Genomic DNA, 25,527 nt, shown 5'->3' with positions numbered 1-25,527 from the left:
TGTCTTTTTTCTGAAAATAAAGGACGAAAAAAAAACGAAAACTACGCGAAGCTGCTTGACTTCGGCTGGAAGGCATCAACCCCTTTCATTGCAGGGTCACCTCGTCGTCTTGAACGAAAGAGAAGGTGTCTTTGTACTGCTTCAGTTCCAGTGAAACGTCCGCAGCTGCAATTCCTTCAATTTGAGAGAGTCGTTCATTGACAAAGGTGATCAGCTCATCATTACTATGGAAACACGCTTGGATAATCAAGTCGTGCTTACCGCTATAAGCGCCTACAAAGCGTACTGCAGAAAATTTGCTCAATTTTTCTGCCACTTCTTTCTGCAAACCTAGCTTTGTGGTTAACCCGATGATAGCCTGCACATGTAATCCTAATTTCTCTGGATCGGGTTGTATTACGAATTGGAAGACTCCGTCTTGCAAAAGACGAGTGATGCGCGATCGAATCGTTCCTTCGCTCACGCCTAGTTGATGGGCGATTTCTGTATATGGGATACGCCCATCTTCATGGAGGATTTGCAGAATCTGTCTATCGACATGGTCCAGCTTTTTCATAAATACGATTTTCTGGGAACCTCCATCATTTTTTTACGAATTTCGCAATAATCTTTTACAAACAGTCTAATACAATAAAAGTAATCGGAAATGATAGCGGTGTCAACGAAATTTGACAAGTAGAATTATAAAACTTTATAAAGTCAATCCGAACAGTAAAATATATTTTATACAATAAAAAACGACTTATATCTTACTATTGAATATGAAAAACTAGATTTAATCAACAATATTTTTTCGAGAAACTGTATTTTTACTCATAAAACAAGGCGTGCTCATGTGCTGTGCACGCCTTGTTTTATTTGATTGATCAACTAATATTCAGACTTTCTATGCTTCGATAATTTTATAAATCAACGGTTGTTCTCCGTCGATTGCCGTCGAAATTTGGAAGGCACCTTCCATTTCTTTCAACGCATTTTGCAAAAGATGGTCTTCGTTGGCATGGATGGTGACCAAAACTTCGCCTGCCTTCACCTGATCCCCGCGTTTTTTGTGCAGAACAAGACCTACTGCCAAGTCAATCGGCATTTCTTTTGTTAATCTGCCAGCACCCAAGACAACAGAAGCATGACCGATCGCTTCTGCATCAATCGCGCTCACAAAGCCGTCCTGTTCGGCTGTAACGGTATGAATGATCTTTGCTTGCGACAAACGAGACAAATCATAGACGTCCTGTTTATTGCCGCCTTGAGCCTCTACCATTTCCGCCAGTTTATCTACTGCTTTTCCGGAAGCCATCAGGTCTTCGAGCTTTTTACGTCCTTCTTCCACATCAGTAACAAGCCCACCCATAACAAGCATGCGGGAACCAATAGCCAATACCAGCTCGGTCAAATCGCGCGGACCTTTACCTGCTAGTGTCTCCACCGCTTCTTTCACTTCCAGTGCATTGCCCACAGCAAAGCCAAGCGGCTGGTTCATATCGCTGATGACCGCCACCGTTTTACGTCCTACTTGGCTGCCGATTGCAACCATCGCATTTGCTAATGTTTCTGCCTCTTCAATGCTTTTCATGAAAGCGCCCTTCCCTACTTTTACGTCAAGCAGGATGGCATCTGCCCCAGCGGCAATCTTCTTGGACATAATGGAGCTTGCAATCAACGGCACAGCTTCTACAGTAGCTGTCACGTCACGCAGCGCATACAGCTTCTTATCTGCAGGTGTCAGGTTGCCAGACTGCCCGATTACGGACACGCCAATATCACGCACCTGCTGCAAAAATTGCTCGCGTGTGCGTTCTACTTCGAAACCTGCGAAGGACTCCAGCTTGTCAATGGTGCCTCCTGAGTATCCAAGGCCTCTTCCAGACATTTTTGCCACAGGAATACCTGCTGCCGCAACCAATGGCGCAACAACAAGAGTAGTCTTGTCGCCTACCCCACCTGTACTGTGCTTGTCTACCTTAATTCCTTGCAGAGAAGACAGGTCAAGCTGTTCGCCTGACCCTGCCATTGCCAAGGTTAGATCTCCTGTCTCTCTCGCTGTCATGCCACGGAAAAAGACTGCCATTGCCCATGCGGACATTTGGTAGTCAGGAATACTTCCATCTGTATAGCCTGTCACCAGAAATTGAATCTCTTCTGTTGTCAGTTCTCCGCCATCACGTTTTTTGGCGATCATATCGACCATACGCATTGTTAATCCCTCCGAATCCGTTACTTACATTTTGGCTACGATACCGTTCACCAGAGCCAGGAATTGCGATTTTACCTTTTCTGTTGTTTCCATTACTTCATCATGGGACAGAGGTTGTTCCAAAATACCTGCTGCCATGTTGCTAATGCACGAAATACCGAGCACCTTCACACCCATGTGTCGTGCCACGATTACTTCTGGTACAGTTGACATCCCTACAGCATCTCCACCCAACAGGCGAAGCATACGGATTTCTGCAGGAGTTTCATAGGTAGGACCTAGCAGACCTGCGTATACACCTTCACGGAGCTGGATTCCCTGCTCGGAAGCAACTTCATGAGCCAGTTTGCGGAGCTGTTTGGAATAAGCTTCAGACATATCTGGGAAACGTGCTCCCAATTGTTCATCGTTTGCACCGATCAATGGATTGCGGAACGTCATGTTGATGTGATCGGAAATCAGCATGAGGTCGCCTGCATTGTAGCCTTCGTTGATTCCGCCAGCAGCATTGGTTACAATAATGGTTTCTACGCCGAGCAGCTTCATGACACGGATTGGGAAAACAACGGCATCCAGACCATGTCCCTCATAAAAGTGGAAACGACCTTGCATCGCAACAACTTGCTTGCCTTGCAGCTTGCCAATCACGAGTTGTCCTTTGTGGCCGACAACGGTGGACACAGTGAAGCCTGGAATTTCATGATAAGGAATGATCACCGGATTTTCGATTTCATCTGCCAAAACACCCAGCCCTGATCCGAGTACGAGACCAATGGTTGGTTTTTCTGTTAGTTTCGGTTCGATATATGCTACTGCATCATGGAAATTTGCCAATTCAACTCTCTCCTTTTTTGTGTTTCTTCTATTATATAAATGTTTATTTTTGCTTAACCTTTATAAATGATTGAGGAAGCTTTTCCCAATCACTGGAGCAGTTACTCCAAAATTGTCTGCGATGGTCGCACCCAAGTCCGCAAACGTCTCACGGATGCCCAAATGTGCCCCAGCTTGAATACCCTTGTGATAGACAAGCAACGGAACGTATTCTCTCGTATGGTCGCTGCCATGATGTACAGGATCGTTTCCATGGTCTGCCGTGATTACCAGTAAATCATTTTCTTGTAGCGCTTCCAAAAGTTCTGGAATACGAGCATCGAACTCCATCAACGCTTGACCATACCCTTCTGGATCGCGGCGATGACCAAACTTCGCATCGAAGTCCACAAGGTTTACAAAAGAAAGACCTGTAAACGATTGTTTCATCGTGCCCAGAATTTGATCTACACCGTCCATGTTATCTTTGGTACGGATAGATTGGGTAACACCCTCTTCTGCGTAGATGTCGCCGATTTTGCCAATTGCAATAGAAGCAAGGCCAGCATCCTGCAAACGATTCATGACTGTCGGAGCAAATGGCTTCACAGAATAATCGTGGCGATTTGACGTACGGCTAAAATTGCCTGGCTGTCCAACAAATGGACGCGCAATAACACGAGTAACGGCGAATTCATCACGAAGCGTCAACTCACGAGCTACCTCGCAAATATGGTACAGCTCTTCAAGCGGAACAACCTCTTCGTGCGCTGCTACCTGGAATACACTGTCCGCAGACGTATAGACAATCACCGCACCCGTTTTCATATGCTCTTCGCCAAGCTCGTCGAGAATGTCTGTCCCTGAAGCAACTTTGTTCCCGAGCACTTTGCGACCAATACGTTGTTCAAATTCCGAGATCAGCTCTTGTGGAAATCCATCTGGATACGTGTTAAACGGAGTAGACACATGCAGACCCATGATCTCCCAATGACCAGTCGTCGTATCTTTCCCCATGGAGATTTCTTGCATTTTTCCATAATGGGCCATAGGGGTTGCTACTGGTGCAACGTTCTGGAGTGGTGCAATATTTCCCAAACCTAATTTTTGCAAGTTGGGCAATGAAAATCCTGCAACTCGTTCCGCAATATGACCTAAGGTGTTCGCTCCTGCATCATTGAACTTAGGCGCATCAGGTTGTTCGCCAATCCCTACGCTGTCCATGACGATCAAAAAAACTCGTGAATACTGCATCTTAACGCCTCCTGTTTACCAGTCATTCGAATTCTAAGATCAAGTCGTCAGACGTCTGACCTGATTCAGAAAATTTTTCTCCGCCCGACAATCAGGCGGAGTCGATCGGTTTTTCATACTCATGCTCGCGGATGCGTCTTGGCATAGATGTCCTTAATCCGCGTTCTGGTCACATGTGTGTAAATCTGGGTGGTTGAAATATCAGCATGCCCAAGCATCTCTTGAACAGAGCGCAAATCCGCTCCATTTTCCAGTAAGTGAGTGGCAAAAGAGTGGCGAAGTGTATGGGGTGTAATCTCTGCACGGATGTTAGATTTTTGGGCATATCGTTTAATAATTTTCCAAAAACCTTGCCGTGTAATTTGTTTGCCCAAGTGATTCAGAAATAATGCAGTATCACCAGTTCCTTTTACCAGCTTGGGGCGCCCTGCCTGTAAATAGTGGCGAACCACTTGAATGGCAACCGAGCCTAACGGAATGATTCGCTCTTTTGATCCTTTTCCCATGCACTTGACAAAGCCCATATCCAGATTCACATCAGCACTATCCAGATTGACTAACTCCGAGACACGAATGCCTGTCGCATATAAAAGCTCAAGCATCGCCTTGTCCCGCAGCCCGGCAGGATGATTGACAGGAGGACTTTCCAAAAGACGTTCCACTTCCTCAACAGAGAGCACTTTCGGCAAGCGTTTCTCGATCTTCGGTGTTTCCAGATGAATGGATGGATCTTTATCTATGTACTTATCCCGAATGAGAAACTGATAAAACGCTCGTATCGATGCCATATTGCGAGAAAGCGTTGCTGTAGCACGTCCTTTTTCCCGTAAAACAAGTAAGTAACCAATGATGTGCGTCCGAGTAGAATCCTCTATTCGAGCAACACCTTGCTCCTGTAAGTACGAGGTAAAGGCCACCATATCCCGTTGATAGGATTCCAGGGTATTTCTCGATAACCCTTTCTCCACAGTCAGGAAATGAATAAACTGATCAATCAGACTGTCCATGAAGCTGTCCCCTTCAGCTGATAAGTATCTTGTATTGCTTTCCACAAAGAAGAAGAAACTCCTGCTTCTCCAAATAAAAAACTCATACTTGCATTACTCTCCCGTTAAAAAAAAGAGCTGTAGTCGTGCGACATAACCGTCAAAATCCTGTGCCTGAGAGGTATTGATGACTTTTACTACCTTCACTGCATTCCCATGTGGTTCATGATAAGGGTTTGCCGGGAGAAATTTGTCCGCCAGCAAGGTAATGATGCCGTAGGAGAGCAAGGTGCAGGTAATGAAAAGAAGCAAGAAGCGAAGACCCTCCATCAAGCGGCGATAAGAGACCTTCATCCGTGAGCCTCCTTACAGACTTTCTTTCATTTATATGCACTTGTCCCCTGCTCCATTCGAATCGATCCTCTCTTAGGATTCCACAGGAATAGGTCTGCCATTACAAAAGCTCCCAATGAAAAAAGAAAAACTTCTCCGTTCCCAGAGAAGTCGACTTTATTTGAAGTCCTCCACGTTCACTTTATCTACGCAACGATTGCAGATCCCGTAGAAGGTCAATCGGTGGTCGGTAATATAAAAGTTGTAAACATTCTTGACTTTCTCTTCTGCTGTGACAAGCAGATCTTCAAAAATTTCATCCACCGTACCACAATTGAGGCAAATGAGGTGATGATGGTGATAGGCAGCATTATCATCACGAAGATCGTAACGAGCTACGCCATCGCCAAAATTCATTTTATGGAGGATCTTCAGTTCGCTCAACAGCTCTAATGTCCTGTATACGGTAGCAAGCCCGATTTCCGGCGCTTTATCCTTCACCAACAAGTAAACATCTTCCGCGCTCAAGTGATCTTCTTCATTCTCCAACAACACGCGAACAGTGGCTTCACGCTGTGGTGTCAGCTTGTAGTTTTGTGAATGCAACTGCTGCTTAATTTTCTCTAATTTTTCTTCCAACATTAATGCCCCTCCCCGCTCGCATGAAACCTGTTCCTATTATAGTAGAGGGGCATCGAATAAGTCAAATGCATAAGTTCTTACCTGAGAATTATTCTTAATTAAGTACGAGCTGCATCAACCGAGGGGAAATGAAGGTTTCAAACAAGGCTGCAATCGTCAATACCGCCAGCATGCTAAGTACAAGAACCGTATAGCCCATAAAATGCGGCATGATGACATCCCTTTTGCTTAGCACTCTCGTTCGTATGAGTCGAAGAGAAAACGAAATTCCGCTGACGCCTACAATAAAAAGGGCAGGGACGACTAATAAATTTTGTGGGAGAACACCCACCATGGCAAATGTTACGCCTTGCCATTGGAGTTGACTCACCAAAAAACCGACGGTGAAACCAACCACGACTCCTTTTAAGAAGAGCATCAACAAAATCATAGGCAACCCAATAATGGATAATCCTAGCACCCACATGATCGCTATGGTTTTGGCATAATGACCAAACGCCTGCTGAAAATGGGCACTGGTCTCAGGGATTCCATCACTGCCAAGACTGTTGAAAAAATATTGTAGAAAACCGTACAGCTCCTGCTTCTGTGACAATGGCAGTGAATTGACGAGGACGGCTCCGAAAATAATGCCCATCGTAAACAGGACGATCGTGAACCAGTAGAGTGACTGATGTTCTCTCGCATAGGATTGGATAGTTTGTCCGACTCGTGAACGCACGCTTCGTCGCCTCCCGCTTGGCTGATTACTGTACAGCTTATGCGGACGAGTTCTCCCCTATGACAACCTACATCGGGACGATCTTTCCGTAGGTACCGGCGCCGCCTTTTTGAACAGAGAGCTTTCCCTCTCGTGCGTGTACGATAAGCGATGCGATTTTCTCTCCGACAACAGAGGTGAGCTCTTCTTCGTTTACGCGATGCAATACGTTCATCTGTGTACCAAACGACCGATACAGCTTGTCCAACAATTTCGGACCGATTCCCGGAATGAATTCCAACGGGATTTGCTCGATATAAGGAGGACGGAACGCCGGATGCTGGCCGGCCTCTACATCCGCCAGCTGATCAATGCGCGCTGCAACCCCTCGCACAATTCGTTGGAAGCCGCATTCTGGACATTTGCCAGAGGCATCCGCCGCTAGTAAAGACTGGCACCCTTGACACGCCGTCTGATGATACTTCCCAAGCTCGGGATGCAGACCGTAGTTCATATGAACCCCTCTGCCACCGATGCGCTTAATTGCTTTCACCCACTCTGCGAAGGAACGCTCTTGCATATATATCGCTTGATATTCCCGGCCTATCTTCGCCAGAGAATGAGCATCTGAGTTTGTGAGAAAGGTTTTGTCATGGAGCTCGGATATGCGGTCTGCCATGATGGTATTCGCACTCAATCCCAGCTCAACCGCATAGATAAGCGACGGATCAAGCACTTCGGCCATCGAATCCGTACAGCTCCCATACAACCCTTTATGCGGCGTAAAAATATGTGCCGGGATCAAGAGGCCCTGCAATTGATCGACACAGGCTTGTAGTTCCCTCAGTGATGTGTAGATACGCTGAGAACTTAAATGCACATTTTTGCAGCGTTCAGACAGCCACGCGGTAAATTGCTTCATTTCTTGCAGTTTCGGCAGATAAACGAGAAAATGAGCTGCACCACGCCCTGGCTCCTTGATTTCTACTTCGCACCCCAAGAGTAGCAGTGTATCTTTGTAGGAAATCCCTCCATCCACCTGTTCAGTGGCTAATCCCTTTTCCAACAGATCTACCAGCTCATCCTGAACCTCCGGCGAATGTGCATCGATAATCCCGATGACATCCATCCCTTTTTTATCTGAGGCTTCCTCCAAAATTTTCGTGAGTGTCATTTGGCGAGAAGCCGTTATTTTCACAGGTTTACCGGTCCACGTACCACCGATGTGAATATGCATGTCGCAAAAATACGAAGAAAGCATAGTACTAACCACGTTCGCGTAGCATTTTGTTTTCCCACGCAAACAATGCCACGACTGTTTTGGCATCGCGAATTTCTCCACTTTGATGCAGAGCATGCGCTTCTTCCAATGTTACTTCCAGCACATCGACGAACTCATCCTCGTCCGGCTTGCTTTCTCCTTTTTTCAAACCAGTGGCCACAAAAACATGTAAAATTTCATCCGCGAAGCCGGGAGATGTGTAAAAAGAGCTGAGCGGTGTGTACTGACTCGCAACATAGCCAGTCTCTTCTTCCAGCTCGCGCATTGCACATGCAAGCGGCTCTTCCCCTGGCTCCAGCTTTCCTGCTGGGATTTCCACGATCGTACGCTCCAATGGCTTGCGGAACTGTCGAACTACAACCATTTTGTTATCATCTGTTATCGGCATTACAGCTACCGCGCCTTGATGATTCACGATTTCTCGCTTGGCTGTGTTGCCATTGGGCAGAAGGACCTCATCTACCTTGACCTTAATAATTCTTCCGTCATAAATCGGTTGACTGGAAATGGTTTTTTCATATAAGTGATCATATTTACTCACTGTCGTCATCATCCTTTTTTCATGAAGTCGTTCTAAATCGTCGATTCCCTCCATAAGTTGGGAGCATAGAGCTTGTCCATCTTATTGTATCGGAGGAGATTATGAATGAAAACATATGTTAGCGAAAACCAATTGCGTATGGTTGGGAAAGCTTGGGAGATCAAGGCTGCACTTCGTTCCTGGTCAAATAAAGACCTAACGCTTCAAGCGTACTTAATGAAGCGGGCAAATGCGGGGCGTCGTTAACGGTTTGGACGATGTAGCCCAAACTGTTTTCTACATAATCGGCAGCCATCCATGCCGTCTGAAAAGGGGCAGGGTCCTCTTGCCAATTTCGTCCCATCGTAGAAAAGGACAAGCCATACCCCTTTTCCAGCGCTGCTAGTTCTAATTGGTCTGGGACTTTTCCTTTTATGAAAATATGCTTCCCCGCAACTTCTAGCGTTTTCAATTGCCGTGAAAGGACTTCATCTCTTTCATCTCCGAAAATCGGAATTGTAACCAGGGCAGGACAAAGAGCAAATCGGTTTAATATCGATACAGTATGATGACTGACACCGTAATGCCTGGTACGTGGGTCACCAAAGCTGATTCGTGGAATAAAAAAGGGCGTTCCACCGAGAGTGGATACGGCATGAATGACCTCAGCTAACTGAATTCCCGAGAAGCCATAAGGTGTACCTGTACCTGCTACCCCAGGTCCCAACATACAAACAATAATATCGGCATGCTCTACATGGCGCGCTGCCAACAAGCCACTATGAATCGTCAACGACTCGCGATCTCCACCCCACGCATGACCTGTCGTTACCGTCGCAGCCAAGCTCCCGACTGCTTTTAATTGCTGGACGTGCTGACTCAAGGCAATCGGCAAGGATGCACCGTCTGGCATGACATATACGATACGGACATTTGGATTTTTTTTATGCAAAGCAAGGACAGCAACAGGTAGAAGACTGTGCAGCTCTCCGACCAAAACAGGGGTACCTTCCAAGGATAGGTCATCTTGCACAAACAAAGGGTGGTACGGGCTAGTCTGTTCTTCTACCGAATCAACCGCGAGCTGCCATGGCGAATAGCGCATTTTCATGACATGCCCCCACTCATTCGGAAGAACATCGGTTTCCTCCAGTTGGGTAACCTTCCCTACGACAAAGTGATACCCGCCTGTCCCCAATTCAAGGCGAACAGCAGTTGTATTGATCAAGAGTAAATCGCCACTGCTATAATCCTCCTGCAAAAAAGACAGCACTCTCTCCATTTTGTATCCAGCAACCGATTCTATCCGGACTTCGAGTATCTGCATCCCTGTTTGTTTTTCTAGAACTTTTTGGACCGTCCCCACTGCCAAACGGAGCACTCAGCTTCCCCCTTTCATTCCTGCCTCGTCCCCACTTTCTATTCAGTCTATGATGAACAGTGCTTGTCTCAATCATGCAAACGAGTAAGAGAACGTACAAAAAGGCCGGAACCCCTCGCAAGGAGATTCCGACCTTCTTTTGATTACTCTTGTACTTCTGCAATTACAGCAAGCACCAGCTCAGCCGCTTTGTTCAGTTCAGCGATTGGCATGCGCTCGCTTTTTGTATGGATTTCTTCATAGCCGATGGCAAAGTTTACGCTTGGCACGTTGTAGCCGTTAAATACGTTACCGTCGCTTCCGCCGCCGCTTGCAACCAGCTCAGGATTGCGGTCTACACGCTTAACCGCTGCAATCGCTTTTTGTACAACAGGCGTTTCTTCGTTGAATTTGTAGCCGTGATACATAAAAATAACGTCATTTTCGCAAGTCGCACCCATTTCGGCTGCCACTTCTTCAAATGCTGTCGTCATTTTCTTCACTTGAGCTTCCAGCTTGTCCATGACCAAGCTGCGAGCCTCTGACCAAATTTCCACATAATCCGTTACGATATTGTACGCTTTACCGCCTTCAAAACGACCGATGTTTGCAGTTGTGTCCGCATCGATACGGCCTAGTGGCATACGGGAAATGGCTTTACTTGCAACCGATATAGCACTGATGCCATCCTCTGGATTCACACCTGCATGCGCTGCTTTGCCGTGAATTTTGGTTACGATGCGATATTGTCCAGCACCAGCTACTGTAATTTTTCCAACCGGACCTTCCGAATCGAGGATGAAGCCCATTTCTGCTTTCAGCAGGCTGGAATCCATTGCGCGGGAGCCTACAAGTCCTGACTCTTCTCCCACAGTCAATACGACTTGGATCGTTGGATGTGGCAAGTTTTGCTCTTTCATGCTACGAATACCTTCAAAGATCGCCGCGATTCCTGCTTTGTCATCCGCACCGAGGATCGTCGTTCCATCGGAATAAATATAGCCATCGCGAATTTGTGGCTTGATTCCGTTTCCTGGTACAACCGTATCCATATGACTGCTAAACAGGATAGTCGGACCGTTGCCAGTTCCTTCTAAGGTTGCGATCAGATTGTTGGCACCATGTCCGGTTTTCGCTGCTGCGTCATCCTCTTCTACGGTAAAGCCCATCTCAATTAGTTTTTCTTTGAGCACCTTATTGATCTCTGCTTCGTTCTTCGTTTCACTGTCAATTTGGACGAGCTCTAAAAATTCATTTAACAAACGCTCTTGGTTGATCGTACTCACACTCGTTACCTCCTGATCGTACTGCCCGATTTTGGTACATATTCACAAGTTCCAGTATACCGCAAAAAAAATTTTTCTACTACGTAAACGCCTATGATTCTTTCGGATATTGGCATAGCTCATACAAAACGCCATTCGCTGCCTTTGGATGCAAAAATCCAATCAAAGCATCGTGCGCACCCGCTTTGGGGACCTCGTGAATGAGAGGTACACCTTGCTCTTTTAATGTGGCTAGACGACCCGCAACATCATCCACATCAAAAGCAATGTGGTGAATGCCTTCTCCGCGTTTTTCCATAAATTTTGCTATTGGACTCTCATCACTTAACGGTTCTAGTAATTCAATATGACTTTCCCCGATCTTTAAAAATGCCACTTGTACTTGTTCGCTCTCAACGATTTCGGTTCCAACCAACTCCAATCCCAATTGCTCGGTATAAAAGGGAAGCGTCTTTTCCAAGCTTTTTACCGCAATGCCAATATGGGCAATTTTTTTCGGTGCGCTCACGAATCATCATCCTTTTGTAAGTGGTTGTCTCATTGGCTACATTTCGGTACAATTTCAGCATGGGCGAAAAAAAGAAAGCCAATGATATCCTTTTCTTCATTCTAGCACAGCCACTTACAGAATCACCTGATAATTTCCTCTACCTTGAAAGGAGGTTTGATTAGAATGAGACACCAGTCGCTCTTTGCAAAAATCCTGATCGGCATTCTAATACTCTCACTCATCGTTCCCACGTTTTTTTACTTTCAATAAACGATTGATAAAACGATTAAAAACCCCTTTCCGACTGAAAAGCGGAAAGGGGTTTTTCGTTTGTCCCAGCTCGTTATTATTTTTGAACGAATATGCTGGAAGTTTTCGCATCCCAGCCGACTTTATAACCAAGATTATCCGTAACGGTACGGATTGGGATCATTGGCATGCCGTTTTTGAGAACAACAGGTGTTGGCAATTGGATATCCGTTTTGCCTACTTTTGCTGTTTTCGACCCAACTGTAAACTTCACGACTTTGGTTCCACTGATAACAGCAACACTTGTATTGTTCCATTGCGTAGTCAGTGCCAATCCTTCTTTAAAGAATTGGGCTGGAACCATGGTCGTATTACCATCTGCAAGGTAAGGAGCTACAGAGAGAGGATACGTTTTGCCATTCAGGCTGAAGTTTGCTGTATTTACTTTAAAGGAAGCCGCGTTCGCTGGAATAGCTGTTGATGGCTGTTGTGGTGTTGGCGTTCCAGGCTTTGGTTGAGCCGGAGAAGGCATCCCTACACCAACAGCACGCGCAAACAGCAAGCCTCTTTCTTCGGAAGTAAATACGCTAATGCTATATGTGTTTTTCACAGCAGGGTTTACGATGTTCGCCGCTGGATTGATCACGATAGTAGCATTTGTTGCCGCAGGAATATCCTGAGACGGATAAATCAGAACGTTTTGTCCACGAACCGCAACAAAATTCGCACCTGCACCATTCACAGAGATGTTAGCTGGCGCGATGTAAGCCGGTACCTTGTAGCCTACCGGGAATACGATCTCGATGAAATCGCGCTGTTTTTGCAGACCAACACCCAATCCTTTGATTGCCACGTTCACACCCGTCTGCTTGCCAAGTGCATTTTGTGTCAATGCGATAGTTGCGGTGCTGTTGTTAGTAGTTGTATTTGGTACAGGTATTGGAGTTGTCGGGTTGGTTGGCGTCGGGTTCACCGAAGAGCCACCGATGCTGAAGGATTTGGATTCCAAAGTTCTTCCGGAAACAGTAGCCTTCAACGTATAGCTACCCGCTGCTTTTGGATTCGAAATCCACGCTCCGTAAGTAACTTCAACCTTCACTTTGCTATTGGTACCGAAGTTGGTTGGCGCTACCAACGCGATTCTATTTCCAACTGCAGTTGCTTTTTTCGCTGGTTTCCCATTGAGCAAAAAGTCTGATGCAGTCAAAATACCCGGTACCATGTCAGATGATGGGAATTCAAGAACTAGTTCCCCATCTGCTTTCAATTCTTTGCTACCGAAATCAGCATCAAAGGTGTAGCTGGTACGAGCACCTGCGCCCGGATCGGACAGGTTCACAGTAAAGCTGTCGGAAGCGTTGCTAGGAGTGGAGGAACCGTTCTTAGTAATTTCAACATCCTCTGATTCGTATGTAGTTCCATCATATTTCACTTTGAAAACGTGCTTGCCTCCGGAATTAGGGTTCTCGATTCCAGCATCCTTGTCAAATTCCACGGTGATGTAATCATCTGCGTCTGCACCACTCGGAATTTTGACATCAACGGTACTGCCACTAACACTGACAGATTTCGCTGTATAGCCGTTTACTTTTACATCCTCTTCATCAATGCTTGATGGCAGCATGTTTTTATCTGGGAAAGTGACAGTAATCGTGGAGTTTGACTCCAGCTCATCACTTCCTTTGAGAGAAATTTTGCCAAGCTTGAGGCTAACTTTTTCTCCTGCTGCTTTGCTGCTCAACGATACTGCGTAATCTTTGCTGGACTTGCTACTGCTGCTCGAGCTGCTTTTTTTGATATCTACATCATCCGATTCCGAATCCTCGTCACCCGCTTCTACACTTACGCTGTATGAACCTTTGTCATCGGGATTCGTGATACCGCTCGTAATTTTAATCTTAATTTTATCGCCTTCATCTAGATCTTCATCAGTCTTGATTGTAATTTCGCCTTTAGAAACACTTACTTTCTTCACATCGAAGCTAGCATCAATATCGTCTGTATCAATATCATCGTCGATATCAAAATCAGAATCGAAATCAATAGTAATGGATTCTCCACTTTCCAGATCTTCTTCTAGCTTGAATTCAATTGTGTAATCACTTTCTTTACCTGCACCATCGTTGTCAGCCGTTACCGACAATTTTTCAATAGCATGTGCTTGCTGCGGTACTGCCACAAATGGTGTAGCGGCCAGCGCTGATGCCAGCACTATTGGTAGTGCTTTTTTACTTTTCTCCATGTTTTTCCTCCCATAATTACCCTTAATCTGGAAATTCTCTCTAGCGGGACGCTACCAGTCTACCACAAATGCTATCTGGTGGGAATCTCTTCTAGATCATTTATGAGACTTACTGGCTCCAATTGGTAAGACGAAAATGTCTCGGAAAAAGTTACATACGTAATGATCGATTTGGAAAATTTTTTTGTCATTCTTTTATCAAAAAAACCAGGTCGTTACTTGACCTGGTTTTTCGACACCCTAGTATAGCTTGGTATCCGGACCTACATTTTCAAGCTTTTGTTTCACACTCTGAAGGAATCGTCCGCAAATCAGACCATCCAGCACGCGATGATCCAAGGACATGCACAGATTGACCATCGAACGCACTGCAATCATGTCGTTAATGACGACAGGGCGTTTCACAATGGATTCGACACTAAGTATCGCAGCTTGCGGAGCATTGATAATCGGCTGGGACAAAACAGAGCCAAATGAGCCAGTGTTGTTAACCGTAAAGGTCCCACCTGTCATGTCATCCATTGTCAATTTCCCTGCACGGGTGCGAGCTGCCAGATCATCGACTGCCTTAGCAATGCCAAGAATTGATTTTTGGTCAGCATGCTTGATGACAGGAACATAGAGAGCATCTTCCGTGGCTACTGCGATGGAGATGTTGATGTCCTTTTTCACGATGATTTTGTCATGTGCCCATGTGGAATTGATCATCGGGTACTCTTTCAACGCTTCTACAACCGCTTTGATAAAGAACGGAAGGAATGTGAGGTTGAGCCCTTCTTTTTTCGCAAATTCACCTTTGGCCTGATTGCGGAAGTTAACGAGATTGGTCACGTCTACTTCGACCATCGTCCAAGCATGTGGAGCTTCGTGCTTGCTCTGTACCATCCGGTTTGCAATCGTACGACGAATCGACGTTACGGGTACAACTTGATCACCGCTTGCAACCGGAATATCTACGGAAACAGCAGGAGTCGAAGCGGGTGCTGACGGCACAGGTGTTGAAACGACAGTAGATTGTTCGACTGCTGCCACGGGAGCCTGCGCGACTGTTTCTTTCACTGTCTCAGCTGGCTTTTGGCCGCCCGCGTCGATAATCGCTTGGACATCTTTGCGCGTAATACGGCCGCCTGCTCCAGTCCCTACAACGCGGGACAAATCAATGCCATGTTGCTGTGAAAGCATGACTACAGCAGGTGAATAACGTTGTTTTGGTTCATCAATGACTGGTGCTTGCTGAATCGATACCGCCGGCGTAGCTGCCTTTGGCTGCTCGGTTGCAGGCGCTTGTGGAGCCGTAGTTTCCGGTGTGCTAGCAGGCGCTACAGTTCCACCTTCTGCTCCACTTTCTTCTATATATAGGATCAATGTGCCGACAGCGACTGTCTCACCTTCTGGCACGACGATCTCAGTAACGCGTCCTGAAACGGTAGAAGGAACCTCTGCGTTTACTTTATCCGTCGTCACTTCAGCCAGCGAGTCGTATTTCTTCACCGTGTCGCCTACATTGACCAACCATTTGCTGATGGTGCCCTCGGTCACGCTCTCTCCGAGCTGGGGCATAAGTACTTTCGTTGCCATGATCCTTGGTCCTCCTCGCCTTAAAAGTTGGCCAGCTCGCGCATTGCTTCCAATACTTTTTCCGGGTTCAGCATAAAGTATTTTTCCATCGGCGGGCTGTATGGCATAGCTGGCACATCTGGACCACAAAGACGTTTGATCGGTGCATCCAAATCGAACAGGCAATGCTCCGCTACAATGGCAGCTACCTCACCGCCAACGCCGCCTTCTTTGTTGTCCTCGTGTACGATCAATACTTTACCTGTCTTCGAAGCCGCTTCTACAATCGCTTCTTTGTCCAACGGATACAGTGTGCGCAAATCTAGCACATGCGCGCTGATGCCTTCTTGTGCAAGCTTTTCCGCAGCTTGTAGACAGAAGTGCAGAGTCAAGCCGTAGGAGATGACCGTGATATCTGTTCCCTCTCGCTTCACGTCCGCTTTGCCAATCGGCAACACATAGTCGTCCTCAGGCACTTCGCCCTTGATCAAACGATAGCAGCGCTTGTGCTCGAAAAAGAGCACCGGATCTTCATCGCGAATGGCTGCTTTTAGGAGACCTTTTGCATCATAAGGTGTCGAAGGTGCCACTACTTTCAAACCAGGGGTGTTCGTGAACATCGCTTCCACAGATTGCGAGTGGTACAGTGCACCATGAACCCCGCCGCCGAATGGGGCACGAATCGTGATTGGGCAATGCCAGTCGTTGTTCGAACGATAGCGCATTTTCGCAGCCTCACTGACAATTTGGTTCACAGCTGGCATGATGAAGTCAGCAAACTGGATCTCCGCGATTGGACGCATACCGTAAGCTGCCGCACCAATCCCTACACCGACAATAGCGGATTCAGCCAGTGGCGTATCAATCACACGCTCCTCACCAAACTCATCAATCAACCCGTTTGTCGCACGGAAAACCCCACCGCGTACGCCAACGTCTTCTCCGAGGATAAACACATTGGAATCGCGACGCATTTCTTCACGCATCGCCATTGTAATTGCATCAATAAAAGAAATGACTGCCATAAAAGATCCCCCCTTATTCCCCGTATACGTATGTCATTGTCGATTCTGGTGTTGGATATGGCGCGGTTTCCGCATATTCAGTGGCTTCATCCACTTCCAGCTGGACGCGGGCAAGCATATCTGCTTCCTTATGTTCGTCCAAGAGTCCGATCTCTCTCAAATAGGCAGCGAAAACAATCAACGGGTCCTTTTTCTTTGCTTCTTCTACTTCTTCTCTCGTACGATACACACGATCGTCATCGTCACTAGAGTGCGGAACAAGGCGATACATAACGGCTTCAATCAGCGTTGGCCCTTGACCACTACGAGCACGTTCAACCGCTTCTTTCATGACACGATATACTTCAATCGGATCGTTTCCGTCCACACTGATTCCAGGGAAGCCGTAACCGATCGCACGGTCTGCTACACTTTCACAAGCCAACTGCTTATTTAGTGGTACAGAGATCGCGTATTTGTTGTTTTCACAGAAAAAGATAACCGGGAGCTTGTGGACACCCGCAAAGTTCGCACCTTCGTGGAAGTCCCCCTGGTTACTGGAGCCTTCTCCGAACGATGCATACACAACAAAATCTTTTTGCTTCATTCTACCTGCCAAAGCCATACCAACTGCGTGTGGCACTTGAGTAGTCACAGGGCTTGAGCCCGTCAAAATATTGTACTTCTTGCCACCGAAGTGACCTGGCATCTGTCTTCCACCGCTATTCGGATCTTCTGCCTTCGCAAAAGCGGACAGCATGCAATCACGGGCTGTTTGGCCAAAAACCAGAACCAAACCAAGATCGCGATAGTATGGGCACAAGAAGTCTCTGTCTTTTTCCATCGCAAAAGCTGCTCCCACCTGAGCTGCTTCCTGACCCTGGCAGGAAATCACGAACGGTACTTTGCCCGCACGATTCAACAGCCATTGGCGCTCGTCAATTTTTCTGGCCAATAGCATGTAATAATACATGTCAAGGACTTGCGCATCGGTCAATCCCACTTGCTCATGTCGCTTGGTTGTCATCGTTACATACCCTCCTTGCTAATTGTGTATCGCTTTTCCGTCGACAGCCTGTGCTGCCTCCATGATTGCTTCTGATAAAGATGGATGCGGGTGAATCGTCTGTCCGATCTCCCACGGAGTCGCATCCAGTACACGGGCCAAGCCCGCTTCGGAAATCATATCTGTCACATGTGTACCGATCATGTGAACCCCTAACAAATCATTGGTCTTGGCATCAACGACCAACTTCACAAAGCCGTCATTCTCACCGTGGATCAGAGCTTTGCCCAACGGCTTAAAGCTGAATTTGCCGATCTTCACATCGTAGCCTTGCTCTTTTGCTTCTTTTTCAGTGAGTCCGACATTTGCGACTTCAGGTCTGCTATACGTACATTTCGGAACCTTGGTGTAATCCATTGGGTGCGGGTTTTGTCCAGCCATGTGCTCTACCGCGAGTATTCCTTCATGCGAAGCAACATGCGCCAATTGCAGACCGCCAATCATGTCACCAATCGCATAAATATGAGGCTCTGCGGTCTGGAAAAATTCATTAACCACGACTACGCCACGCTCGACTTTGATTTCTGTTGCTTCCAAACCGATGTTTTCTACATTCGCTTGGCGTCCTACAGATACGAGTACCTTTTCGGCTTCAAAGGTTTGGACTCCATCCTTGACTTCCGCCTGAATAGAGACTTTGCCTTCCCCTTTTTCCAACGATTCAGGCAGCACCTTTGCTCCCGTCACGATGTTGACTTTCCGCTTTTTCAACAGACGAGCCAATTCCTTGCTCACTTCTTCATCCTCAAACGGCAAAATACGGTCGGCGTACTCCACAACAGTTACTTCCACACCGAAATCATTGAGCATGGAAGCCCACTCAATCCCGATGACACCGCCACCAACGATGACAACAGAAGCAGGCAATTGCTCCCACTGCAACGCTTCATCGCTTGTTACCACATATGAACCGTCAATGACCAAACCGGGAAGTGTGCGTGGACGAGAACCTGTTGCCAGCAAAAGGAATCGTGGAACGATCATTTCTTGGTCCCCGTTCTCCTTTTCAATGCGCACAGCACCTGCCTGCGGAGAAAAAATGGAAGGCCCCATAACTCTTCCAAAGCCTTCGAAGACAGTAATACTGCCTTTTTTCATCAAGTACTGAATCCCTTTGTGAAGTTGGTCGATAATGCCTTGCTTTCGCTCTTGTATTTTTGTGAAGTCATAGCCTACAGTACCTGCCGAGACTCCGTATTTGTCAGCTTCCTTCAGGGTGGAGAATACTTCTGCACTGCGCAATAGCGCTTTTGATGGGATGCAACCACGGTGCAAGCAAGTACCACCGAGCTTTTCTTTTTCCACGATTGCTACCTTCATTCCCAATTGGGAAGCGCGGATTGCCGCTACATAACCGCCGGTACCTCCCCCGAGGACGACTAAATCAAACTCTTGAGACACCACGATCTCTCCTTTCATTCGGAAAGCTAACCTGCGTATTTACGAGAATATGAATATTCAAAGAAAACGGTTTATGTATTCCTGACCGCCCTCCATAGAAGAGCGGACAGGAGTTTGAACTTTATAGAAGAAACGAGATTAGCGCTTGTAAACAGTCTTGCCGTTTTGCAGGAAAGTATTACGTGATCTTGCAACACTTGCAATGCGCTCTTCCGCCATGCGATCAGCAGCTTTGTAGGAAGCCATGCCATCACGTTCAGCGATTTCATAAATTTTCAGGATGCTGTCATAAATCGTTTCTACTTTTTTCAGTGCACGCTCGCGGTTGTAGCCTTGCAGCTCATCTGCCACATTGATTACACCACCAGCATTGATCACGTAGTCAGGTGCGTAGATCAGACCCATTTCGTGAATTTGGTCGCCGTGTCTCTCTTCTTTCAACTGGTTGTTAGCTGCCCCAGCGATCACTTTTGCTTTGAAGAGTGGAATGGTGTCATCGTTGATGATTGCACCCAATGCGCAAGGAGAGAAGATATCGCACTCTACACCAAAGATCTCGTTTACGCCTACCGCTTTGGCACCGAAATCGTTCACTGCGCGATCTACGTTTTCTTGATTGATGTCCGTTACGATCAAATGCGCGCCTTCTTCATGCAGGTGGCGGCACAGATTGTACGCTACGTTTCCTACACCTTGTACGGCAATCACACGTCCGGAGAGAGAGTCAGAACCGTAAGCCAATTTAGCAGCAGCTTTCATTCCACGGTAAACACCATAAGCTGTTACTGGGGATGGGTTGCCACTGGAACCGAATGCTGGAGAAACGCCTGTGACGAAATCTGTTTCCAAGTGGATCATATCCATGTCTGCTACCGTTGTTCCTACATCCTCAGCTGTGATGTAACGGCCATTCAGCCCTTGAATATAGCGACCGAAAGCACGGAACAGCTCTTCGCTCTTGTGCTCACGCGGATCACCGATGATGACTGCTTTACCACCACCGATGTTCAGTCCTGCTGCTGCGTTTTTGTAAGTCATCCCACGACCGAGACGCAGTACGTCCACAATCGCCTCTTCTTCTGTTTTATACGGCCACATGCGCGTACCGCCGAGTGCTGGTCCTAATGTCGTATCATGAATGCAAATGATTGCTTTCAAACCGGAATTTTCGTCTTGGCAAAATACCAATTGCTCGTAATCGTACTTTTGCATGTAGTCAAAGATGTTCACTGAAGAAACCTCCCTAGTATCTTTCGTTTTCCGCTTAGGTAAGCTAGCGTAACAGTGGGCTCCATTTGGAGAATTTCCCGTCAAAAGGTATATGCAAAAGTCATGCCAATAAAATCAAACTTATGAAAGCGCTTTATTTACAAGAACGTGGAATGAGTATCCTGACGTCAAGTCTGCATTTTTTTGCATATACGCGCAAATATTTGCGTGCAATATTTTGCACAGCTGCTTCGTTACTCTTCCTGCACATCCATGATGCCCAATTTTTCCATCTTGTAGTACAAACTGCGAATCGCGATTCCAAGGCGTTTGGCTGCAAGGGTGCGATTGCCTTTGGCTGCTGCCAGTTCCCGCAATATGTGCTGACGTTCTGCCTTTTCCACAGCTTCTTTTAACGAGGTACCCGTAGAACCCTCATGCTGGGCCTCTTCCTTTTTGGTCGAAACAATTCTTCTTTCCAGTGGGGGTAAATGCTCCGGCAAAATGATTCGCTCGTTGATCCGCATATGAATCATCGCCCTGCCCAGTACATTCTCTAGCTCGCGTACATTGCCTGGCCAGTGATAGGACAGAAGCATCTGCCATGTTTCTTCATGCAGTTCTTCTACATTTCTTCCGTACTCCAGATTGGCTTTTCGTAGCAGGTGCATAGCAATCGGTTTAATATCTTCCAAGCGCTGTCTGAGTGAAGGGATATGAATCGGCACGACGTGGAGACGATAATACAGATCTTCACGGAAACGTCCCGCTCCAATCGCCGCCTCCAGATTCACATGGGTAGCCGCAATGACGCGAACATCGATGTTGATCGGTTTCGTTCCACCCACTCGTACAACCTCTCGCTCCTGCAGGACGCGCAAAAGCATGACCTGCATGCTCATGGACAGCTCGCCGATCTCGTCCAAAAAGATCGTTCCACCGCTCGCTTCCTCAAACAGCCCCCGCTTTCCTCCTCGACGCGCGCCTGTAAACGCGCCTTCCTCATAACCGAAAAGCTCACTCTCCAGCAGGCTCTCTGAGATCGCTGCACAATTGACACGGATGAATTGGTTGTATTTTCGTTCACTTTCATTATGTATGGCGTGGGCAAATAGTTCTTTCCCCGTTCCCGATTCCCCACGAAGAAGGACAGTTGCTGGAGTTGACGCCGCTTTTTTGGCTTGCTCGATCGCTTGCTGCATCGGCTCGCTATAGCCGATGATGTCTGCAAAGCTATATTTTGCCTCCAAATTGCGGATGATACGACGAGCTCTCTCCAGCTCTTCTGTCAGGCGCTTGAATTCGGAGACATCGTGAATGACGCCAACGCTGCCTTTCAGCTCACCATCGACCACAACTGGTGCAACATTGACCACGACGTCCTTGCGCTTAGGTCCTAATTTCATAGGGACGCCTCTCACTGCCTTCTTCGTTTTCAGGACTTGCATGTGCATGCTATCGCCTTCGGAAATGTCTACCGTCGCTGGTTTCCCGATGATGTCGTCTTGCGAAAAGCCCGTAAGCCTTGTGTAGGCCTTGTTAATCAAAAGTCCATTCCCGAATTGATCAACGACTGATATTGCTTCGTCCGATGATTGAATAATCGCTTGTAGCATGCTCTGCAAATCTTTCAAGTTCGTCACTTCTTCTGCCAACGCCATGATTTCTGTAATATCACGGAAAATGGCAACGGCTCCGACAACTTCTCCTCGATCATTGCGAACGGGCACGCGGTTTGTAATAATCCGCGTCTGATTCGGCAAGACCTGCTCCTGATTCAATTCGGGAGAGCCTGTCTTTAATACAATATGTAACCGAGTGTTCGGTATACGCTCCGAGACTTTAGTATCCAGCACTTCACTCGCCTCGATGCCCATCAATCGCTCTGCAGCTTTGTTGAACAACGTAATAATTCCTTGGCGATTGACCCCGATAATCGCGTCATGAGTGGAGTTCAGCATCGTTTCGCGCTCCCGCTGATTTTGCATCAAGACTGCAATCAGCTTATCGCGTTCCCGAATCAATTTCATGACGATTCTCGTAAACGTTCCCGGGATGAGCACCGTCTTATCTTTCTTTAATTGCCTGAGATGCTCATACTCCCCCAAGTCCCCTGTAGCTTCTAAAATGACATCCAGATCCTCGTCCAAATAAGGCCGATAATCTTGATCGGCGGGAATCCCCAAAGATTGGGCCAACAGTATGCCTGGAGCGTCCGGCCGTTGATCGACCACAGCCACGACTTGTAATCGGTCCATCTGGTTTAGCATCCGCAGGAGTGCTGTACCACCACGTCCCGCACCAACGATGAGCAGCTTGTGCATGCGAGAGACCCCTCACTTTTTGAACAACCTCTTTACGATCTTACTCGTTACCATTGTACTCCAACAAATCGTTGATGGACAGGCGTTCTTCCCTAACGTGCGCTCGTTCGTGTGCAACAGGTACGGTGGACAAGGCTGTTCGCATCCGATATGATGAAAAGACCTTATTGTAGTTGGTGAAGTCGTTTACGCATTTGAGAAAGGGGTGAAAAACCCTTGGTTTTTCAGAAAATCATTGCACTCTTAATTATGGTAATCCCGGCGGCAATCGCCATGTACGGAATCAAGTTAATTCGTGACGCATTCTTCTATTCTGCCTCTCCGGATGTTGGATTTTTATGGGGAAAACTCATTCTAGGGATACTGGCTTTCGCCATCCCTGTATGGTTTATTGCCGGATTTATTCTCCATCACGAGCGCAAAAAAAATCGCGTACAGCCCCGTTTCATGGTTCCTGAACCTGATGACGAGGACTAGACCAAACCGGACGAGCCAGTCTGGTTTTTTTTATTTTCAGCTTCTGCAGCTCTCCCCCATTGATCGAGTCGTCTGAGCCAACCAACCTGTTCAATCACACGGGAAAACGAGCAAAATTCTGACGTAACCTGAAGACACAAGAAAAGCACGAGCATACTCGCCTGTACATAAATCGGTGTCCCGATGACCAAGGAAAAGCCTACTGCAAAGCCCAAGGCATTCGCCCCTGTATCTCCGAGCATGATTTTGCCGCCAGCGTCATGAGGAAACATGAGCATACTCGCCACGAAGATAGGCATCAAAAAAATCCAGTTTGCCATCGCCGTACCGGCTCCTATTGTCCAAATGCCAAAGGCCCCTGCAATTGCTGTCAGGCCCCAAAACACTTTGATCGCCCTTGCAGGCCGCAAATCAAACAAGTTAATGATGTTGGGGGCGAGAGCAAGTAAACCAAAGGAAACAATACCTGCCCACAACGAATTCGAAAGAGAGAAGGAAAGACAAAAAGCCGTGCTTGTCCCACCTATCAGCTTCCACATGCCACTGGTCATTCGCCTCTCTCTCCATAACACGCCGAAATGTCCACGAAAGCCTTTTGCATCCCGATCTGATGCGCGATCGTCACGCCACCCCCAAAAGGCCATTGTGATCATACCTGTTAGAAATAAAAAGCCGGGCAGGAGAAGCTCGCTTTTGGCCCCTCTGAGCAAAAGGAATCCGATTAGCACGATCCCGGTTATAGCGCTCGAACATACGAGGATAAGACCCCCTGCTGTCAGTACTGGCTCTCTATCGTAATTGAATCGATTCATCCCCATGGCATTAAGCTTTTGTATACCGATTTTATGCAGCGGGCGGTCAAGCACCAGCGGAAAAACGACCGCGACAAGCATCATAAGCATCATGTTTTTCGTTTCCACTCATGCCCCTCCCACCATTTCCAGCATAGCGTTCGACTAATCGCGACAAACTCTTTCCCTCGATGACAGAAGCCTGCCCAATCGTTTTTCGTTTCACGGTGCGAAAAAAAGACAGGCACCTCTGCTACACGATACCCTGCCCGCAAAGCATCGACAGTGAGCCCCACCTCTATGCCGAATCCTTTATCCTGGCTCCCCAATCGGTTAAGAAGCTCGCGACGTATTGCCCGTTGTCCCGATAAAGGGGCTTTTGCTTCAAAGCCTGTCAACATCCGAATGCCATGATGGGCCAAGCCTTTTGCTAATCCGAGCCCTGCTTTCACTTGCGGAGGTGGAAGAACAGCTACCGCCATATCACAGACATCTTGTAGCACCGGCGTAACTAAATGTGCAGCTTCTGCTGCGCTGTCTCGCAAATCACCGTCGAGAAGCATGACCACATCCCCACTGGCGCACTTCCAGCCCAGTTGAACAGCTGCACCTTTCCCTTGATTGCGCGGCGCTCGAATCACCATATCCGCCCACTTGCTTGCGATGTGTGCAGTCTCATCTTTACTACCATCATCAACGACGATCAGTTCATCACAAAAAAAGCGTTCACGGATGGCACGGAGTGTATCACCGATAGAAGCCTGTTCGTTGAACGCCGGGATGACGACGCTAACTTTTTTCACGCGAGCCCTTCCTCTCAGCCAATCTATTTTGCACTTGCTCCAAAAGTGCCCATTGTTTTGCAGGAGAGTCAGGCACTTCTACGACCTGAATCCAGGAATTCGCCTGTTTTTCCCGTAGCCAAAGCGGGGCTTGCCTTGCTACCACCAAAAGCACCCCATCTTCCCACTTGTTTCCCTCGCGATACGAAACCACTTCCATTCCTACCGAATGCATCAGTTGCTTAATCTGTTCAGCAACGTTGCCATCCTCCTGCCAAACATACACCTTGCTTCCTGCCAGTTCATCCACATAGCGTATGCTCATGAGTTGGACGACTTCTTGGTTGCTGTGTGCAACTTCCTTGAGCAATCGATTCATTTGCTGCCTTAATTCATGGTTGCTTTTGAGAGCGCGATCGTACTTTGCTTCCATATTGGAAAGAATGCCATTTGTTCCTTGCGTTATCCATGAATGGCCTGCCATCCCTCCTAACAAGATACCTACCCCAAGCGCGACAAATATGGCAGCCAGTGAAATCAAATGATAGCGGAAGGGTATCATGTA

24 protein-coding genes and 1 pseudogene are annotated in these 25,527 nt (G+C 47.3%); 2 read left to right on the top strand and 23 right to left on the bottom strand.

The window, feature by feature from the left end:
• Positions 1–85: 85 nt before the first annotated feature.
• From HP398_RS00860 to HP398_RS00815, 10 genes are all read right to left on the bottom strand, one after another.
• A complete protein-coding gene (locus HP398_RS00860) occupies positions 86–556 on the bottom strand; it encodes an Lrp/AsnC family transcriptional regulator (protein ID WP_012686077.1) in 471 nt (156 codons plus the stop codon).
• Positions 557–886: 330 nt separating this feature from the next.
• A complete protein-coding gene (locus HP398_RS00855; RefSeq protein WP_017248048.1) occupies positions 887–2,194 on the bottom strand; it encodes a pyrimidine-nucleoside phosphorylase in 1,308 nt (435 codons plus the stop codon).
• Between the two features lie 24 nt (positions 2,195–2,218).
• Positions 2,219–3,028: a purine-nucleoside phosphorylase gene (locus HP398_RS00850; protein ID WP_007720725.1), complete on the bottom strand. Its 810-nt coding sequence runs from the start codon at positions 3,026–3,028 to the stop codon at positions 2,219–2,221.
• Between the two features lie 60 nt (positions 3,029–3,088).
• On the bottom strand, positions 3,089–4,261 hold the full coding sequence (gene deoB, locus HP398_RS00845) for a phosphopentomutase (protein ID WP_069844653.1): 1,173 nt from the start codon (positions 4,259–4,261) through the stop codon (positions 3,089–3,091).
• Positions 4,262–4,380: 119 nt separating this feature from the next.
• A complete protein-coding gene (gene xerD, locus HP398_RS00840; protein ID WP_017248046.1) occupies positions 4,381–5,268 on the bottom strand; it encodes a site-specific tyrosine recombinase XerD in 888 nt (295 codons plus the stop codon).
• 93 nt (positions 5,269–5,361) lie between these two features.
• On the bottom strand, positions 5,362–5,601 hold the full coding sequence (locus tag HP398_RS00835; RefSeq protein WP_007720735.1) for a YqzK family protein: 240 nt from the start codon (positions 5,599–5,601) through the stop codon (positions 5,362–5,364).
• 156 nt (positions 5,602–5,757) lie between these two features.
• Entirely contained in the window at positions 5,758–6,222 is a 465-nt protein-coding gene (gene fur / locus HP398_RS00830; RefSeq protein WP_007720739.1) for a ferric iron uptake transcriptional regulator, read from the bottom strand.
• A 94-nt stretch (positions 6,223–6,316) separates the two neighbouring features.
• The gene (gene spoIIM / locus HP398_RS00825; RefSeq protein WP_016739960.1) at positions 6,317–6,943 is read right to left on the bottom strand and encodes a stage II sporulation protein M; all 627 of its coding nucleotides are present in this window, start codon (positions 6,941–6,943) and stop codon (positions 6,317–6,319) included.
• A gap of 67 nt (positions 6,944–7,010) precedes the next feature.
• Entirely contained in the window at positions 7,011–8,183 is a 1,173-nt protein-coding gene (locus tag HP398_RS00820; RefSeq protein WP_017248044.1) for an endonuclease Q family protein, read from the bottom strand.
• A 4-nt stretch (positions 8,184–8,187) separates the two neighbouring features.
• A complete protein-coding gene (locus HP398_RS00815; RefSeq protein ID WP_305852141.1) occupies positions 8,188–8,757 on the bottom strand; it encodes an NUDIX domain-containing protein in 570 nt (189 codons plus the stop codon).
• A gap of 93 nt (positions 8,758–8,850) precedes the next feature.
• Between HP398_RS00815 and HP398_RS31320 the strand changes: the two are divergent.
• Positions 8,851–8,895, top strand: a pseudogene (locus HP398_RS31320) (hypothetical protein); the annotation flags it as partial.
• Positions 8,896–8,905: 10 nt separating this feature from the next.
• Here HP398_RS31320 and HP398_RS00810 read toward each other — a convergent pair.
• The 10 genes from HP398_RS00810 to HP398_RS00765 form a co-directional block, all read right to left on the bottom strand.
• Entirely contained in the window at positions 8,906–10,105 is a 1,200-nt protein-coding gene (locus tag HP398_RS00810) for a DUF3866 family protein (protein ID WP_173621580.1), read from the bottom strand.
• Between the two features lie 143 nt (positions 10,106–10,248).
• Entirely contained in the window at positions 10,249–11,370 is a 1,122-nt protein-coding gene (locus HP398_RS00805; RefSeq protein ID WP_017248041.1) for a M20/M25/M40 family metallo-hydrolase, read from the bottom strand.
• A gap of 91 nt (positions 11,371–11,461) precedes the next feature.
• Positions 11,462–11,878 carry a methylmalonyl-CoA epimerase gene (gene mce / locus HP398_RS00800; RefSeq protein WP_069844648.1) on the bottom strand — a complete coding sequence of 139 codons (417 nt, stop codon included), beginning with the start codon at positions 11,876–11,878 and terminating at the stop codon, positions 11,462–11,464.
• A 328-nt stretch (positions 11,879–12,206) separates the two neighbouring features.
• Positions 12,207–14,351 carry a copper amine oxidase N-terminal domain-containing protein gene (locus tag HP398_RS00795; RefSeq protein ID WP_017248039.1) on the bottom strand — a complete coding sequence of 715 codons (2,145 nt, stop codon included), beginning with the start codon at positions 14,349–14,351 and terminating at the stop codon, positions 12,207–12,209.
• A 240-nt stretch (positions 14,352–14,591) separates the two neighbouring features.
• Positions 14,592–15,929, bottom strand: a complete 1,338-nt coding sequence (locus tag HP398_RS00790; protein WP_217368462.1) for a dihydrolipoamide acetyltransferase family protein — start codon at positions 15,927–15,929, stop codon at positions 14,592–14,594.
• A 20-nt stretch (positions 15,930–15,949) separates the two neighbouring features.
• Entirely contained in the window at positions 15,950–16,933 is a 984-nt protein-coding gene (locus tag HP398_RS00785) for an alpha-ketoacid dehydrogenase subunit beta (protein WP_017248037.1), read from the bottom strand.
• Between the two features lie 13 nt (positions 16,934–16,946).
• Complete coding sequence (locus tag HP398_RS00780) at positions 16,947–17,939, bottom strand: thiamine pyrophosphate-dependent dehydrogenase E1 component subunit alpha (protein ID WP_017248036.1); 993 nt, start codon at positions 17,937–17,939, stop codon at positions 16,947–16,949.
• An 18-nt stretch (positions 17,940–17,957) separates the two neighbouring features.
• Positions 17,958–19,379 carry a dihydrolipoyl dehydrogenase gene (gene lpdA, locus HP398_RS00775; RefSeq protein WP_017248035.1) on the bottom strand — a complete coding sequence of 474 codons (1,422 nt, stop codon included), beginning with the start codon at positions 19,377–19,379 and terminating at the stop codon, positions 17,958–17,960.
• A 138-nt stretch (positions 19,380–19,517) separates the two neighbouring features.
• On the bottom strand, positions 19,518–20,609 hold the full coding sequence (locus HP398_RS00770; protein WP_017248034.1) for a Glu/Leu/Phe/Val dehydrogenase dimerization domain-containing protein: 1,092 nt from the start codon (positions 20,607–20,609) through the stop codon (positions 19,518–19,520).
• Between the two features lie 233 nt (positions 20,610–20,842).
• Positions 20,843–22,912 carry a sigma 54-interacting transcriptional regulator gene (locus HP398_RS00765; RefSeq protein WP_173621579.1) on the bottom strand — a complete coding sequence of 690 codons (2,070 nt, stop codon included), beginning with the start codon at positions 22,910–22,912 and terminating at the stop codon, positions 20,843–20,845.
• A 216-nt stretch (positions 22,913–23,128) separates the two neighbouring features.
• On the opposite strand from HP398_RS00765, the gene HP398_RS00760 reads away from it, so the two are divergent.
• Positions 23,129–23,389 (top strand): DUF2627 domain-containing protein, encoded by a 261-nt coding sequence (locus tag HP398_RS00760; protein ID WP_007720834.1) that lies wholly within the window; start codon positions 23,129–23,131, stop codon positions 23,387–23,389.
• Here the strand turns inward: HP398_RS00760 and HP398_RS00755 are convergent.
• Genes HP398_RS00755 through HP398_RS00745 form a run of 3 tightly spaced genes read right to left on the bottom strand, consistent with a single transcriptional unit; the run spans position 23,386 to position 25,524 of the window.
• Positions 23,386–24,309 carry an MraY family glycosyltransferase gene (locus tag HP398_RS00755; RefSeq protein WP_371736689.1) on the bottom strand — a complete coding sequence of 308 codons (924 nt, stop codon included), beginning with the start codon at positions 24,307–24,309 and terminating at the stop codon, positions 23,386–23,388. The two genes, HP398_RS00760 and HP398_RS00755, sit on opposite strands and share 4 nt — an antisense overlap.
• Complete coding sequence (locus HP398_RS00750) at positions 24,291–24,983, bottom strand: glycosyltransferase family 2 protein (RefSeq protein ID WP_017248032.1); 693 nt, start codon at positions 24,981–24,983, stop codon at positions 24,291–24,293. Before HP398_RS00750 ends, HP398_RS00755 begins: the two co-directional genes overlap by 19 nt.
• The gene (locus HP398_RS00745; protein WP_017248031.1) at positions 24,970–25,524 is read right to left on the bottom strand and encodes a copper transporter; all 555 of its coding nucleotides are present in this window, start codon (positions 25,522–25,524) and stop codon (positions 24,970–24,972) included. The genes HP398_RS00750 and HP398_RS00745 overlap by 14 nt, the downstream gene beginning before the upstream one ends.
• Between the last annotated feature and the right edge of the window lie 3 nt (positions 25,525–25,527).

Source organism: Brevibacillus sp. HB1.4B, from assembly GCF_013284285.1.
GTDB lineage: Bacteria > Bacillota > Bacilli > Brevibacillales > Brevibacillaceae > Brevibacillus > Brevibacillus porteri.
This window is presented reverse-complemented; position numbering and strand designations above follow the sequence as displayed.

Coding starts and splice junctions, on each gene's coding strand:
- HP398_RS00860 (WP_012686077.1), bottom strand. CDS start 556: ATGAAAAAGCTGGACCATGTCGATAGACAGATTCTGCAAATCCTCCAT.
- HP398_RS00855 (WP_017248048.1), bottom strand. CDS start 2,194: ATGCGTATGGTCGATATGATCGCCAAAAAACGTGATGGCGGAGAACTG.
- deoB (WP_069844653.1), bottom strand. CDS start 4,261: ATGCAGTATTCACGAGTTTTTTTGATCGTCATGGACAGCGTAGGGATT.
- xerD (WP_017248046.1), bottom strand. CDS start 5,268: ATGGACAGTCTGATTGATCAGTTTATTCATTTCCTGACTGTGGAGAAA.
- HP398_RS00835 (WP_007720735.1), bottom strand. CDS start 5,601: ATGAAGGTCTCTTATCGCCGCTTGATGGAGGGTCTTCGCTTCTTGCTT.
- fur (WP_007720739.1), bottom strand. CDS start 6,222: ATGTTGGAAGAAAAATTAGAGAAAATTAAGCAGCAGTTGCATTCACAA.
- HP398_RS00820 (WP_017248044.1), bottom strand. CDS start 8,183: ATGCTTTCTTCGTATTTTTGCGACATGCATATTCACATCGGTGGTACG.
- HP398_RS00815 (WP_305852141.1), bottom strand. CDS start 8,757: ATGATGACGACAGTGAGTAAATATGATCACTTATATGAAAAAACCATT.
- HP398_RS00795 (WP_017248039.1), bottom strand. CDS start 14,351: ATGGAGAAAAGTAAAAAAGCACTACCAATAGTGCTGGCATCAGCGCTG.
- HP398_RS00790 (WP_217368462.1), bottom strand. CDS start 15,929: ATGGCAACGAAAGTACTTATGCCCCAGCTCGGAGAGAGCGTGACCGAG.
- HP398_RS00785 (WP_017248037.1), bottom strand. CDS start 16,933: ATGGCAGTCATTTCTTTTATTGATGCAATTACAATGGCGATGCGTGAA.
- HP398_RS00780 (WP_017248036.1), bottom strand. CDS start 17,939: ATGACAACCAAGCGACATGAGCAAGTGGGATTGACCGATGCGCAAGTC.
- HP398_RS00765 (WP_173621579.1), bottom strand. CDS start 22,912: ATGCACAAGCTGCTCATCGTTGGTGCGGGACGTGGTGGTACAGCACTC.
- HP398_RS00745 (WP_017248031.1), bottom strand. CDS start 25,524: ATGATACCCTTCCGCTATCATTTGATTTCACTGGCTGCCATATTTGTC.